This window comes from Thiomonas bhubaneswarensis (assembly GCF_001418255.1).
Classification (GTDB): Bacteria; Pseudomonadota; Gammaproteobacteria; order Burkholderiales; family Burkholderiaceae_C; genus Thiomonas; species Thiomonas bhubaneswarensis.
In genome coordinates, this window is sequence record NZ_LIPV01000002.1 from 334116 (window position 1) to 348025 (window position 13910).

The 13910-nt window shown below is 63.0% G+C and carries 11 protein-coding genes; 4 read left to right on the plus strand and 7 right to left on the minus strand.

All coding sequences use genetic code 11. The features are described 5' to 3' along the window. Nucleotides 1–2 precede the first annotated feature (2 nt). Genes ASC45_RS04195 through rlmD form a run of 4 tightly spaced genes read left to right on the plus strand, consistent with a single transcriptional unit; the run spans nt 3 to nt 4314 of the window. Nucleotides 3–968 (plus strand): peptidoglycan DD-metalloendopeptidase family protein, encoded by a 966-nt coding sequence (locus tag ASC45_RS04195; RefSeq protein WP_055449764.1) that lies wholly within the window; start codon nt 3–5, stop codon nt 966–968. An 8-nt stretch (nt 969–976) separates the two neighbouring features. Beyond that, nucleotides 977–2035 (plus strand): RNA polymerase sigma factor RpoS, encoded by a 1059-nt coding sequence (gene rpoS, locus ASC45_RS04200; RefSeq protein WP_055449765.1) that lies wholly within the window; start codon nt 977–979, stop codon nt 2033–2035. 42 nt (nt 2036–2077) lie between these two features. After that, nucleotides 2078–2887 (plus strand): 3'-5' exonuclease, encoded by an 810-nt coding sequence (locus tag ASC45_RS04205; RefSeq protein ID WP_055449766.1) that lies wholly within the window; start codon nt 2078–2080, stop codon nt 2885–2887. Between the two features lie 53 nt (nt 2888–2940). Next, nucleotides 2941–4314 (plus strand): 23S rRNA (uracil(1939)-C(5))-methyltransferase RlmD, encoded by a 1374-nt coding sequence (rlmD, locus tag ASC45_RS04210; protein WP_055449767.1) that lies wholly within the window; start codon nt 2941–2943, stop codon nt 4312–4314. A 62-nt stretch (nt 4315–4376) separates the two neighbouring features. Here the strand turns inward: rlmD and ASC45_RS04215 are convergent, their stop codons facing one another. The 7 genes from ASC45_RS04215 to ASC45_RS04245 form a co-directional block, all read right to left on the minus strand. Beyond that, nucleotides 4377–5078, minus strand: coding sequence for a Bax inhibitor-1/YccA family protein (locus ASC45_RS04215; protein WP_055449768.1), 702 nt, complete (start codon nt 5076–5078; stop codon nt 4377–4379). A 129-nt stretch (nt 5079–5207) separates the two neighbouring features. Further along, nucleotides 5208–6152: a carbohydrate kinase family protein gene (locus ASC45_RS04220; RefSeq protein ID WP_055449769.1), complete on the minus strand. Its 945-nt coding sequence runs from the start codon at nt 6150–6152 to the stop codon at nt 5208–5210. Between the two features lie 5 nt (nt 6153–6157). Continuing rightward, nucleotides 6158–7678: a lysine--tRNA ligase gene (lysS, locus tag ASC45_RS04225; RefSeq protein ID WP_055449770.1), complete on the minus strand. Its 1521-nt coding sequence runs from the start codon at nt 7676–7678 to the stop codon at nt 6158–6160. A gap of 97 nt (nt 7679–7775) precedes the next feature. Next, on the minus strand, nt 7776–9029 hold the full coding sequence (locus ASC45_RS04230; protein ID WP_055449771.1) for an MgtC/SapB family protein: 1254 nt from the start codon (nt 9027–9029) through the stop codon (nt 7776–7778). 119 nt (nt 9030–9148) lie between these two features. Next, on the minus strand, nt 9149–9730 hold the full coding sequence (locus tag ASC45_RS04235) for a GspH/FimT family pseudopilin (RefSeq protein ID WP_055449772.1): 582 nt from the start codon (nt 9728–9730) through the stop codon (nt 9149–9151). 100 nt (nt 9731–9830) lie between these two features. Then, nucleotides 9831–10298 carry a type IV pilin protein gene (locus tag ASC45_RS16145; RefSeq protein ID WP_055449773.1) on the minus strand — a complete coding sequence of 156 codons (468 nt, stop codon included), beginning with the start codon at nt 10296–10298 and terminating at the stop codon, nt 9831–9833. Nucleotides 10299–10311: 13 nt separating this feature from the next. Then, the gene (locus tag ASC45_RS04245; RefSeq protein WP_167344835.1) at nt 10312–13884 is read right to left on the minus strand and encodes a pilus assembly protein; all 3573 of its coding nucleotides are present in this window, start codon (nt 13882–13884) and stop codon (nt 10312–10314) included. Nucleotides 13885–13910: the final 26 nt, after the last annotated feature.

The window sequence follows — 13910 nt, forward strand, 5'->3', positions numbered from 1 at the left end:
TCATGCGGATTGCTCTGCTTGCTCTAGCTCTCTCGGCCACGGCCATCCTGGGCGCCTGTTCCTCGGTGTCGCTGACCCCGGTGCCCGTCGAGCAGAAGAATTTCCAGAGGGTGCCGCCGGTTTATGCGCCGCCCGCCACCGTGGCCGCGGCGCCTGCGGGCATTGCGACGGCGGCCTCTGCCTCGCTCGCCGGTCAGCCCGGCTATTACACCGTGCAGCCTGGCGACACGCTCAGACGCATCGCGCTGCAGTTCGGCACGACCTGGCAGAACCTCGCGCAATGGAACAACCTGAGCGATCCGAACGTGATCGAAGTGGGGCAGGTCTTGCGTGTCGTGCCGCCGCAGGCAACGACGACGGCGGCCCCTCCTGCTTCATCGGCTCCCGCCGCAGCGCCTTTGCCCAGTGGCACCACGGCGCAGAGCTTCGCCGTCACGCCTCTGGCACCCGTGACCCCTGCCAAGCCGACCAATGGAGCCCCTGTCGCGGCGGTTCCCGTCAAACCCGCAAGCGCTGCGATCCCTCCCGCACCTGTGGCAAGCCCGGCGCCCAGCGGGCCTGCCGTCGTCGCCAGCAATCTGGCGACGGCCACGCACGATGGCATCGTCTGGTCGTGGCCTGCCAGCGGCAAGATCATCCAGGGGTTCAACGGCACGACGAGCAAGGGCATCGACATCGCCGGCAATCTTGGTGATCCGGTCTATGCCGCGGCGGCAGGGCGTGTGGTGTATGCCGGCTCGGAACTGCGGGGTTTCGGCAAGCTCATCATCATCAAGCACAACGACGACTACATCAGCGTCTATGCCCACAACAACGTCATGCTGGTGAAGGAAAACGAGACGGTCAAGCGCGGGCAGAAGATCGCCGAAATGGGCTCGACCGACGCTCCGCGCGTTGAGCTGCATTTCGAGATCCGGCTGCGTGGCAAGTCCATCGACCCGATCGGGCTGCTGCCCAAGCAACCCTGACCGCCCGCATGCCGCGCAGACCGAAATCCACCAACAGCAATGCCTCGCCCGCTGCGGGCGAGGCTCAGGCCGCCGGGGTCAACGGCGCGGTGTCGTCTGACGTACCTTTGAGTGCCGCAGCCGCCAACGCCCTCGCGCAGCAGAGCCCGCAAACGCCGTCCGCTCAGCCAGCGCCACCGGCCGAGGGCTTGCCCTGTCCGCCGGCTTCGATCGGCGCCATCGATGACGAGTCGGGCGTGAGCGCCTTGCAGTCTTACCTCAACCACATTCGCGTCAAACCCCTCTTTACGCCCGAAGAAGAATTCGAGACGGCGACCCGCGCCAAGAGCGGAGATTTCGAGGCCCGGCAGGCCATGGTGGAGCACAACCTGAGGCTGGTGGTCAGCATTGCCAAAGCGTATGTCGGCCGTGGCGCGAGTCTGGGCGACCTGATCGAAGAGGGCAATCTCGGTTTGATCCATGCCATCGAGAAGTTCGAGCCCGAGCGCGGGTTTCGCTTCTCGACCTACGCGAGCTGGTGGATACGCCAGAGCATCGAACGTGCGTTGATGCAGCAGGTTCGCACCATCCGCCTGCCTGTGCACGTCATCCGTGAACTCAACCAGGTGCTGCGTGCCCGCAAGCACCTGGAGCAGGCTGCCGACTACCGAGGGCAGACCTCGGACGAAGACGTTGCCGCGCTGCTGGGTCGCAGTCCCGAAGAGGTCACCGATTTGCTGGCACTCGCCGAGCAGCCCGTCTCGCTCGATGCGCTGCGTGAAACGCAGAATGGCGAGAGCTATGCCGATCAGTTCGCCGACCAGAACTCGATCAGCATGGAGGAGCAGACTCAGACACGCGAGATCGAGGCGCTGATCGACTCCTGGGTCGGCGCGCTGGCCGAACGCGAGCGCGAGGTGATCGAGGCGCGGTTCGGACTGCATGGCCGCGACCTGGAGACGCTGGAGTCGCTCGCGCAGCGCCTTGGCCTGACGCGTGAACGCGTTCGCCAGATTCAGCAGGAGGCGCTGCTCAAGCTCAAGGGACGCCTTGCCCGCAACGGGGTGGACAAGGGTTCGTTGCTGTGACGGTACGGTTCGGCTGACGTTTTCTCGCTCGTGCACCCATCCATGATTCGCACCCCCATCGTCACTTTCGACATCGAAACCATCCCGGACGCCGAAGCCCTGCGCGCTGCAGGGCTGGCTGACCCTGAGCTCGATGACACGGCCGCCGTGCGTCAGGCTCAGGCGCAGCGCCTGGAAAAAACGGGCAGCGACTTCCTCCCGATCCATTGCCAGCGCGTGCTGGTGATCTCGTGCACGTTTCGCAATCACGAAGGGCTGAAGATCCACTCTTTCGTCGATCAGGGCGGCCAGGAGGGGCAGGTGGTGCAGCAATTTTTCCGCGTCATTGAAAAGCACTCGCCGCAGCTCGTCTCCTGGAATGGCGGCGGCTTCGATCTGCCCGTGCTGCACTACCGCGGTCTGGTTCACGGCGTCACGGCGCCGAAGTATTGGGACATGGGCGAAGACGATCGCGAGATGAAGTGGAACAACTACATCTCCCGCTATCACACCCGCCATCTCGACCTCATGGACCTGCTGGCGCTTTACCAGCCGCGCGCCAACGCGCCCATGGACGTGCTGGCCAAACTCTGTGGCTTTCCCGGCAAGCTGGGCATGGACGGCAGTAAGGTTTTTGACGCCTGGCTTGCAGGCCAGACCGACGACATCCGCCGCTATTGCGAGACCGATGTCATGAACACTTACCTGCTGTATTGCCGCTACCAGCTCATGCGCGGGGCCTTGTCTGCGGATGAATACGCCGATGAGATCACCCTGGTCAGGCATACCCTGGGCACGCTGGCGGCGCTGGAGGCGCACTGGCGGGAATACCTGGCCGCTTGGTCTGATCTGCCCGCGCCCGTAAAGTCCTGAGGCGGGTGGCGCTGCACCCATTTGGCGCTGCGCCCATCTGTTCCAATAGATGGATGGACGACAAAGAACGATTGGAATGGCTGCAGATCGGCGGCCTTGATCTGGAGGCCCGAGGTGTTGGGCGCAGCGAGAACGGCAAGGTGGTGTTCGTCGCCAATGCGCTGCCCGGAGAGCGGGTGCAGGCGCGCATCATGCGCAGCAAACGCAACTGGGAGTCGGGGCAGGCCGTGGCGTGGGCGACGACCTCGAGCAGCAGGGTCGCGCCACTTTGCCCTCATTTCGGAGTGTGCGGCGGCTGCACCATGCAGCATGTCGATCCAGCGGCTCAGTTGGCGTTCAAGCAGCGCACGCTCGAAGATGATTTCTGGCATCTGAGCCGCTTGAGGCCGCAGCGCCTTCTGCGGCCCATCGCAGGCCCCAGTTGGGGTTATCGCACCAGGGCGCGGTTCACGGTCAGGTTGGTGGTGAAGAAGGGCGGGGTGCTGGTCGGCTTTCACGAGAAGGGCTCAAGCTATGTGGCCGACATGCGCAGCTGCGACATCCTGCCCAAGGCGATTTCCGATCTCTTGCTGCCCTTGCGCGCACTGATCGCTGGGCTGTCGCGGCCTGAGCGAGCACCCCAGATCGAACTGGCGATGGGCGATCGGGTGACCGTTCTGGTGCTGCGCCATCTCGAGCCCTTGACCGACGCCGATCGGCAGCGGCTGCGCGATTTTGGCCAGAAGCACGGCGTGCAATGGTGGCTACAGCCCAAGGGGCCTGATTCGGTGGTGCCGCTCGATCCCTGTGCCGAGGCCTTGAGCTACGCCCTGCCGGAGTTCGGCATCGTCATGCCGTTTCGCCCGACCGATTTCACCCAGGTGAACCCGCAGATCAACCGCGTGATGGTGGCTCGCGCCCTGCGTTTGCTGGGCGCCCGGCGCACCGACCGGGTGATCGACTGGTTTTGCGGCCTGGGTAATTTCACTCTGCCGATCGCCACACAGGCCCGGCAGGTCTTGGGCGTTGAGGGCAGCGCCACGCTGGTGGCGCGCGCACTCGACAACGCCATGCACAACGACCTGCAGGACAGAGTCGCCTTTGCGGTGCGCAATCTGTTCGATATGACGGCAGACGATCTGCGGGCCTATGGCGAAGCCGACCTCTGGCTGGTGGACCCGCCCCGCGACGGCGCGCTGGCGCTGTGCAAGGCCTTGGTCGAAGCCGTGAGTGGCCCGCTAAGTCAGTCCGGTGAAGGCATGCCGCAGGTCGAGCCCTTTACTCCGCCACGTCGCATCGTTTATGTGTCATGCAATCCGGCAACCCTGGCGCGCGATGCCGGGCTGCTGGTGCATCAGGCGGGCTATACCCTGAAGGCGGCCGGTGTGATGAATATGTTTCCTCACACGGCGCATGTAGAGTCGATGGCGGTGTTCGAGCGCGAATGAGCCGTCTGGCTCCATGAAAAACGCCCGCAGTTGCGGGCGTTTTTCATGGTCGTGCCTCGCGCTCAGCGTCGCCCGCCGCCGCTGAAAAAGCTCAGGATGGACAGCAGGTTGACGAACACGTTGTAGATGTCGAGGTAGATCGCCAGCGTGGCGGTGATGTAATTGGTTTCGCCGCCGTTGATGACGCGTTGCACATCGATCAGCATGAACGCCGAGAAGATCACAATGGCGACGACCGAGAAGGTCAGCATCAGTGCGGGCAGTTGCAGCCAGATGTTGGCAATTCCGGCCAGAATCAGCAGGATGACGCCGACGAACAGCATTTTCGACAGCCCGGAAAGGTCGCGCTTGACCACATTGGCCAGCGTGGCCATGGCGCCGAAAATCACCGCTGTGCCGCCGAACGCCAGCATGATGAGCTGCGGGCCGTTGTCCATGCCCAGCACGAAGCCGAGCATCTGCGACAGCATCACGCCCATGAAGAACGTGAACAGCAGCAGCAGCCCGATCCCGGTGCTGGAATTTTTGGTGCGCTCGATGCCGAACATCAGGCCGAAGGCTCCGACCAGGAACACGATCATGGTCATGCCCGGGCTTTGTGCCATGGCCAGGTTCAGCCCTGTGGCCATACCGACCCACGCGCCCACGACCGTGGGAATCAGCGAGAGCGCGAGCAGGCTGTAGGTTTGCCGCAGCACCTTGTTGCGCACCGTCATGGCGCCGCCCGGCTGGGCGTACACGGTGTAGTCGCGTTGTTCGTTCATGGAAAACCTCCGTATCTGGATGTGTGGAGCCCTTATCAGACTCGCCCTGAGAAGATGCGTTCCACGCCACACATTTCAATCCGTGGCGGATGAATTTGCAAGCGAAGAAAAATCGCCTTCAGCCTGGGTTCAGTCGGCCTGCGGCGCTCTGCCGTACACCTGCCGCAGGCGCAGCAGCGCGCCCGACAGGGTGATGTGGTGATTCTGCGGGCCATGCACGGCGATCTTTTCCGCCCCGAGCACATTGCCCAGCCGACAACTGTCGGCCAGCTCCCAGCCGCGCGACAGGCCGAACAGCAGACCGGCGCGGAAGGCATCGCCGCAACCAGTGGGGTCGCAGACGGCTTGCGCAGGCACGCCTGGGAGGTCGGTCGAGGTGTGGCCGTCGCCCCAGATGCGGCAGCCCTGGTCGCCACGGGTGACCACCAGCCCGCGAACCCGCTTAGCGATGTCATCGAGGCCCCATCCGGTGCGCTCCACCAGCAGTTCGGCCTCGTAATCGTTGACCGTCACCCAGCTCGCCTTGTCGATGAAGTCGCGCAGATCGGCGCCATCGAACAGCGGCATGCCCTGGCCCGGATCGAACACGAAGGGAATGTCCGCCGCGGCCAGTTGTGCGGCGTGGTCGATCATCGCCGAGCGGCCGTCGGGGGCGACGATGGCCAGATCGACCCCGGCGTCCAGCGGTACCGGCAGCTCGTGCGCCCGGCCCATGGCGCCCGGGTGGAACGAGGTGATCTGGTTGTTGTCGCGGTCGGTGATGATGTGCGCCTGGGCGGTGAAACTGTCGGCCAAGACGCCGACGTGGCAGCGCGGAATGTGCAGCGCATCGAGGCGGTCGAGGTAGCTCTGACCATCGGCACCCAGCGCGCCGAGGATGAGCGGCTCACCGCCCAACAGCGCCAGGCTGTAGGCGATGTTGCCGGCGCAGCCGCCGAACTCGCGCCGCATGGTGGGCACCAGAAAGCTGATGTTGAGAATGTGCACCTTGTCGGGCAGGATGTGCTCGGCAAAGCGGCCGTCGAAGGTGGTGATGGTGTCGAAGGCGAGCGAGCCGCAGATGAGTGTGGCCATGGCGTTCAGCCCTCGAAGCGCAGGGCGGGGAAGAGAATGACGTCGCGGATGCTGGGGGCGTCGGTCAGCAGCATGACCAGGCGGTCGATGCCGATGCCGCAGCCACCCGCTGGCGGCATGCCGTATTCGAGCGCACGCACATAGTCGGCGTCGAAGTACATGGCTTCGTCGTCGCCGGCCTCCTTGGCCTGCACCTGGGCATGAAAGCGCGCGGCCTGGTCTTCGGGGTCGTTCAGTTCGGAGAAGCCATTGGCGATTTCGCGGCCGGTGATGAACAACTCGAAGCGCTCGGTCGTGTTGGCATCGGCGTCGGCGGCGCGGGCCAGGGGCGACACTTCCACCGGGTAGTCGATGATGAAGGTCGGCTCCCACAGCAGATGCTCGGCAACCTCCTCAAACAGCGCAAGCTGCAGCGCGCCCAGTCCCATGCCCTTGAGCTTGTGCGGGGCGTGATCGGCTTCGAGGCGGCGCAACTCGCCGCGCAGGAAACCGTCGTCGGCCAGTTGCGCGTCGGTGTAATCGGGGGCGTGCTTCTGGATCGCCTGCGTCAGGGTAAGGCGGGCAAACGGCGCGCCGAGGTCGAGGGCGCGGCCCTGGTGCGTGAGCACCGTGGTGCCGCAGGTGATCTGCGCGGTGTTGCGAATGAGCGCCTCGGTGAAATCCATCTGGTCGCGGTAAGTCCACCATGCGGCGTAAAACTCCATCATGGTGAACTCGGGGTTGTGGCGGGGGCTCAGCCCTTCGTTGCGGAAGTTGCGGTTGATCTCGAACACCCGCTCGAAGCCCCCCACCAGCAGACGCTTGAGGTAGAGCTCGGGCGCGATGCGCAGATACATCTGCTGGTCCAGCGCGTTGTGATGGGTGACGAAAGGCTTGGCCGCGGCGCCGCCCGGAATGGGGTGGAGCATGGGCGTTTCCACCTCCATGAAACCGGCTGCCAGCATTTCGTTGCGCAGCGCCGCGATGGCCTTGCTGCGCAGCGCGAAGCGCTCGCGCGATTCAGGCGTGACGATCAGATCGACATAGCGCTGGCGATAGCGCGTTTCCACATCTTCGAGACCGTGGAACTTGTCGGGCAGGGGGCGCAGAGACTTGACCAGCAGCCTCACCTGCTCGGCCTTGATGGTGAGTTCGCCGGTGCGCGTCTTGAACAGCAAACCTTCGCAGCCGATCCAGTCGCCGAGATCATCGTGCTTGAAAGCCGCGTGCTCCTCCTCGCCGGTGACGTCGTTGGAGACGTGGATCTGGATGCGCCCGGTGCCGTCCTGCAAGGTGGCGAAGCTGGCCTTGCCCATCACCCGCTTGAGCATCATGCGCCCGGCCACGCGCACCCTGATGCCTGCGGCCTCCAGCGCTTCGGGCTCGTCTCCGCCATGTTGGGCCTGCAGGCTCGCAGCCTGGTGCGTCGGCTTGAAATCGTTCGGAAATGCGGGGGCGGTGGCGCGCAGCGCGGCAAGTTTGGCGCGGCGTTCGGCGATGAGCGGGCTGTCGTCAGGGGTTTGCGGGTGGGGGGCGTCGGTGTGCATGCAGCGGGAAGTCGAGGGCGATGGCGAAAAGGGGAATGCGGGGCGGATTCATTCACAACCTCTGTGGTTCGACGCGCCGCGTATAAACCGCCCGATTTTAGGCGAATGCCCACCTGCCACTGAGCATGCTGACCCAGAGGCCGAGCCAGAAGAGCCCGATGAGAGCGACCTGCATCACTAGGTTCGACTGGCCGAAGGCGCGCTGCGCTCCGGCAAAACCAGCGGCGCTCTTGCTCACCGCGTTGGCCGAGACCGCGAGTCCGATGGCCGACAGGGCCTGCTCCGGCGTGAAGGCGCCGTTCACGGCCAACTGCGCGGCCGAGGCAGACGCCGCATGAGCATCGGCAAACCCTGCCATGCCCGTGGCCACGACCGCGCCCACGCCGCCGAACAAGCCGCGCGCGGCCTCGGCCACCAGCAGCACGACGGCGAGAATGGCGGCGAAAACAATCGCCTGCAAGGGCTGGAAAGGACGCTGCGATGCGGGCAGCGGCTCCCCTGCGTCGGCCGGCGACGCGCGGCGCAGCAGCAGTCCGACCCCAAGCAGGGAGCCAAAGCCGTACAGCCCCAAAGCAGGGAGCAGGCCGGGCAAAAGGTCGGGAGCAATCACCCCGATCAACGCACCCAGTTCGATGGCGGTGGCCAGATTGGACAGAAACGCCGCCTGCAGACAGGAGCCGCGCAGCGAAGGTGTGGCGCGGGCACGCTGCGCCATGCTGGCGATGGTGGCGGTGCTCGAGACAAAGCCGCCCGCCAGCCCTGAGAGCGCCAGGCCGCGTCGGGCGCCCAGCACCCTCACGCCGATGTGGCCCAGCGTCTGGATGCCCATGACCAGCACCGCGAGCAGCCACAGAGTGTGCAGATTCAGCCCGGCCAGCCAGGCGATGGGTTGGTCGGGCAACAGCGGCAGCACCACCAGAGCCGCAGCGAAAAGCAACAGCCCCGACTCCATTTCCTGCTGGCTGAGCACAGTGCGCACTAGGCGATGCAGCAGCGCCTTGGCCGCCAGAATGCCCGCAGTCAAGACGGCCAGACCCGCCGCCAGACCCGCAGACTGCTGCGCCAGCGCGCCCAGCAGCACGGTAAGGATGAGGGCGAACTCGGTGGTCAGGCCGGGGTCTGCGCTGCGCGTCTGCAGATACCCCGCAAGAGTCAGCACGGCGAATGCCGCAAGCGTCAACGCCAAGGCCAGCGGCCCGACGGCCGCCGCAGCAGCCCCGGAAAGCGCCGCCAGCACGAAACTGCGCAACCCGGCGGGTGCATCCTGAGGCTGGCTGCGTTCGCGCTCGATGCCGATGAGCAGACCGGCGCCGAGCGCGGCCAGCCATGGAAGGGCTGACGACATCAACATGGCGCTGCCGACTGCATCCGAGGGCAATGAGTTTGGCGGTGCATGAACTTAGTGAGCTCTTATTAAGGAGCGCGATCTGTCCTTGACTGCAGTTTCATTCTTGTTACCCCGGAAACCGATCAAGGCTGCGTGCAATTTCCACCCGCGTCGTGAGCTTGCGTGCGGATTTGTCCCGATTTGGAAAGGACCAGATCGACACCCGGCGTTGCACTTGACGATGTGGCGCAGATTCGAATAGTTCCCGCCGCAAAAGCGCCACTGGGTTGCTCGGCATGTCCGATGGGATGGAACAGCACGGGCATCTTCAGGGGGCGATTGGCCAGAATGCGAACGGCCGCACCCGTTGAGGCGGTGCCATCCTGAATCAGAAAGTCCTCGCTGTCACGTCTTCCGTTGCGATTGCGATCTGTAAAGATGAGCCATTCCGCACGATTCCAGTCAGCGTGACATCCCGATTCGACACTTCCTGCGCAAATGGTCACGACCTGGTTCTTGGCGATGGCTGACTGCCTTGCCATCGCGAATGCGCCCATCAAGGCATTGCTGCTGACGACGATGCGGTGCAGCTCGATCAAATGAGAAAACGAAGGGGCCGCGATCGCTGCAAGCAACCCCGCGATCGACAAGACGATGAGCGTTTCAGCGACACTGAATCCGCTGTGTACGCGCGCTACTCGGGAACTCCGGCAATCGCTCTGCATCGTCGGTCTCCAAGAAGACGGAAGGTTCGGAGATTATGGCAGCGAGCTTCTCTCGAAAAATATGAAATTCCAGGTTTCTTGATTGAAATCGAACTTTTTGTTACCAGCAGGTGCTTACGGTGCCCGAGCCACTTTCTGTCTTCGTTCCTGTCTGGTCCAAGGAAACCGTTCCGCACTCTGTATCACGGCTTGCCTGCACGCCTCGAGGTTCCGCACGAACACGGTAGGTCGACTGCCCCAATGTGTTCGGCGCAAAACTGAATCCGTAGTCCGAGCTCAGGTCGTAAGCGCAGGACAAGGTGGGCAAAGCGTGCGGCGTTCCGGCGGAGTCCTGGTCATAGCGCATGTTGGTCGAGTAGTACCTCTCCATGTAATTGGCATATTCGCCCAGACAAGCCTCGGCCGCAACGCGCTTGGTCTTGGTGACATGGCTGATGTACGACGGGTAGGCCACGGCGGCGATGATGGCAATAATGGCCACGACGATCAACAGCTCGATCAGCGTGAACCCGCGCGAAATCAGTCTGGGCGCCGAAATGAAGGCATGAGGGGTATGGCGATGCGGCATGTTGTCTTCGTCCTCACGGGTTGACGAGTTCGGCCCAGGATACACGCCCAGGATTGGAAACCTGCGGATTCACCTGGGTATTGAAAATGGTGCCGTTTTGGTTGGCCAGCAGGGTGGTGCTGATGAAACTGCTCATGCCCGTGAGCGCTGTGAGACCGATACCGGCAATCGGAATCGTCACGCCATTGACCGTGACCTTGTCGGAATCATTGAATTTCCGATCACCATTGCGGTCGAAAAAGATGTTGGTCGGGTTGGTGCCAGTGAACGGATCGACAGCCATGATCCACCCGCGCCCGGATGGTGCACAGACATCGGCATTGTCGGGAATGAGGGTGCTGCCGACAAGCAGGTTCTGATAGGCCTGATTCGCCACGATCATGCGCTCGCCTTGCGGGGTTTTTGAAGGGGGCAACAGATTCATGTACCAGCCCTTCTTCTTCGAGATGTCACCAGCTGTGCCTACGCTGACCGTGCGTGACGGTAACGTGGCCGGCACGGGCGGCGTGGCGGTCGTGTCCGCCGCTGTGCCTGCCGTTTCCGACGTAATGCTTCTCTCGATCAGGTCGTTCTTGACAATCGGAAAGCTGGTTTGTGAGACATTCAACCCGTACCAGCTTTGCACATCTGTGTTTTTCAGGTCGGTCGAACTCAGGTAACGCCCGGTACCGAAGAACAGCCAGAGATCACCGGTATCGGGGTTCTTGGCGGCGAACATGGGCGCTGTAATCGGCTGGGCTTTGTTGTTGTCGTCCTTCGCGGTGAACAGGAGGGTGCCGCTGCTGGTGGCATTGGCGAGGTCGAATGACCAGACGTTGCCCTGCAAATCGCCTGCGTACGCTTTGGTGCTGATGCCGTTGGCAAGGTTGTCGATCCAGACCACCGGCGTGGCCAGACCGTTGTCGGTTGCGGTGTTGGTCGTGTGGCGGGAGACAGTGCCGGTATTCAGGCTGATTTGCAGGAGTTCGGCGGTGCCGGTATCGCTGTTCATGCCGTTGCCCACCAGAACCGACCACTCGCCGTTAGCGGTTTGCGCGATGATGGGCTTGCCTACGGTCTGTCCAAGAGAACCATTTGAGACCTCGCCGAGAAACTTCACGCTTGCAGGGTCGGTGATGTCGAGCGCGTAGATCGAGCGGGTAATGCCCCGCCCGGTGGAGCCGACCAAAACCGTGCGCCAAGCCGCTGGCGAACCGGTGTAAACATCGGCCACGGTGATTTCACCGTCGTTGAAGTATTGGTGCGGATTGAGGCCGGAGCCGTAGTTTTTCTGCGCGAGCACGCTCGGATTGGTGGATGCGGCAAGCACCGCGCCGGGCATGAAGGCGAAGGTTTCGACGCCCGTGTTGGCATTGAAGCCATGCAACATGCCGTCGTTGGATGACACGTAGATCGTGGGTGTACGCGTGGCCTGGGTGGCGGCAAAGGTCTTGAAACTGTCAGAGCCAGTGAAGGTGGCGTTGGCGTAGGGGCCTGCATCAGGCTTGCCGACGTAGATCGGTTGCGAGTTGATGATGTCGCCCAGCGCCGTGGTGCGATCGCGCAGCGTGCCGCCATTGCGGATTTCTTTGGTGGCGTCGCCACGGAGGTAGTTCACCAAGTCGGTGGTCCAGCCGTATTTGCCGCTGACGTTGGTGCTGTCGAAAGTCACATAGCTGCCATTGACCACGGTGTAGATCTTGCGGTCAGCCGCGGCAGGCAAAACCGTGGCGGCATCCCATGCCTGTGTGGTTGCGGCACCCGTGGCCGGATCGATGTTGAAAGCCTTGAGCGAGCCGCTCCAGACGCCCTCCTTGTAGCTGGCCTGATACACCCGACTGCCACTGTTGAGCTGGGTGGAGTTGGTGGAAAGCGAGGCCGTGCTGCCGACATTTTCGCTGGCGATGGCGGAGAAAGCGGCCTCCAGACCGGCCTTCATGCTCTTGGCATCGCCCCCGGTGAAGAAGTTGTCAGGGCGTTTGTCGCCTGTGCTCAGCGTCTGGCCATTGGTCCACCACGATGCTTCGGGAAGCGCCGTGGTGTTGGCGTAGGGGTCGTAGTTGGCGGGGACAGAGAACCCGCCGTACTTGGCGGCGAGCCAGTATTGGTTCTTGGCTTTGCCCTGCAGAACCTGGTTCTCCATGACGTCGACCCAATACGTCGAGACGGTCTGTTTGCCGGTGAGGTCTGGCCTCATGTCCAAGGTGTGGGCATCGTATGCCAGTCCTGCGATATAGGCGGAGTTGTGTCGGCCGCTGAACGAGGTACCCGTGGTGGCGGTCATGCCGTCGATGGTGATCCCTTCGAGCTGGGCGATCTTTTCCGTCGCGGTTTTGACGTTGACGGTCGTGTCGGCGGTCACCTCGGCAGGTACGGCGGGCTCGGTGTCGGTATTCAGATTGCCCGGAAGGTTCTTGTCGTCCCAGGTGTTGACGTCGCCGATGCCGAGAATGAAGCTGCGTTGGCAGGAGTACTTCCACGGATCGGACCATGTGCGCGCCACGGGGAACCCATCGGTCATTTTGTAGGCCGTGCCGTCCGGATAGTTGCTGATGCTGTTGTAAGACTCGACGGGGCCCTGATTCTTGAGGTAGCGCAGCGCCGCGTAATACATCTCGCTGACTGGGTCATAGCTCTTGTCGTTCGCGGTGGTCATCTGACCGAATTTATTGATGTAGTTGATGACGCCGCTGTCCTGGATATCAGGCGATGTGGCGTACGCCGTGGTGGTGTCCGAAGCGGCGGTGGATTGCGGGTTGCGCACGAAGGTGCCATCGGTGGAGCTCCATTCAGCCTGGGCATTGGTGGCGGGCGTTGTGCCCGGCTCAAAGGTCTTGGGGCCGACAAATCCCTGTGGTGCGCGCAATGCCGCGCCGTCCTGAAGCTCTTTGGAGATGTTGAGATAGCCGAAGACGCTGTAGGTTAAGACGGAGGCGTACTTCTGGATCAGGCCTTCCGGTTTGGCATGGCTGCCATAAGCTACGCAGTTTTCCTCGAGCATGCCGCTTTTGCAGACCTGCACGTCGATGTTGACCGAGTAGACCCAGCCCGACTGTATGCCTTTGGCAGGGTCGAATTCGATCGCGCCCTTGCTTTGCGCCGTGCCCGGATTGTCGAGCAGATAGCGCAGAGCGCGGTAGGTGTTGTCCTTATCTTTGACGGTGCTGCTGTTGGCCGAGATGAAGTACATCCGGTTGCCCAACCCGGCGAGTTTCGTCGAAAAATAGCTGAAGCTCGACGGCGTGTTGTTCGCTACCGTGGTTGCGCCGGAGATGTCGAGAGCGCCCGTACCTGTTTGCCCGGTGTGCCGCGCCTTCTCCAGAATGGTGAGGTCGGCCGTGTCCACCACCCGGTTGCCACCGGTCAGCGTGGAGCGAAAGACGTCGATGGTCTGGGTGGCGGCCCAATTCAGGTAGTTACCGCTCCAAGCCCTGGAACAGGTGCGATTGCTCGCGGCACTTGTCGGCTCGAAGTAGTTCTTGGTGCCACCGTTGACGCCTGTGAAGGTCGGCACCGTCGCTGCAGCGATGGTGTAGCCATAGCACTTGTTCGGGTCGAAATAGCCGTAATAGGTCTTGCCGGCATCGAAGCTGCCCACATTGGCCATGCTCATCACGGTGGGCCATTCCACGG

Excerpts from the sequence above, each read along its gene's own strand:
- ASC45_RS04195 (WP_055449764.1), top strand. The coding sequence starts at position 3 with ATGCGGATTGCTCTGCTTGCTCTAGCTCTCTCGGCCACGGCCATCCTG.
- rpoS (WP_055449765.1), top strand. The coding sequence starts at position 977 with ATGCCGCGCAGACCGAAATCCACCAACAGCAATGCCTCGCCCGCTGCG.
- ASC45_RS04205 (WP_055449766.1), top strand. The coding sequence starts at position 2,078 with ATGATTCGCACCCCCATCGTCACTTTCGACATCGAAACCATCCCGGAC.
- rlmD (WP_055449767.1), top strand. The coding sequence starts at position 2,941 with ATGGACGACAAAGAACGATTGGAATGGCTGCAGATCGGCGGCCTTGAT.
- ASC45_RS04215 (WP_055449768.1), bottom strand. The coding sequence starts at position 5,078 with ATGAACGAACAACGCGACTACACCGTGTACGCCCAGCCGGGCGGCGCC.
- ASC45_RS04220 (WP_055449769.1), bottom strand. The coding sequence starts at position 6,152 with ATGGCCACACTCATCTGCGGCTCGCTCGCCTTCGACACCATCACCACC.
- lysS (WP_055449770.1), bottom strand. The coding sequence starts at position 7,678 with ATGCACACCGACGCCCCCCACCCGCAAACCCCTGACGACAGCCCGCTC.
- ASC45_RS04230 (WP_055449771.1), bottom strand. The coding sequence starts at position 9,029 with ATGTTGATGTCGTCAGCCCTTCCATGGCTGGCCGCGCTCGGCGCCGGT.
- ASC45_RS04235 (WP_055449772.1), bottom strand. The coding sequence starts at position 9,730 with ATGCAGAGCGATTGCCGGAGTTCCCGAGTAGCGCGCGTACACAGCGGA.
- ASC45_RS16145 (WP_055449773.1), bottom strand. The coding sequence starts at position 10,298 with ATGCCGCATCGCCATACCCCTCATGCCTTCATTTCGGCGCCCAGACTG.
- ASC45_RS04245 (WP_167344835.1), bottom strand. The coding sequence starts at position 13,884 with ATGGCCAATGTGGGCAGCTTCGATGCCGGCAAGACCTATTACGGCTAT.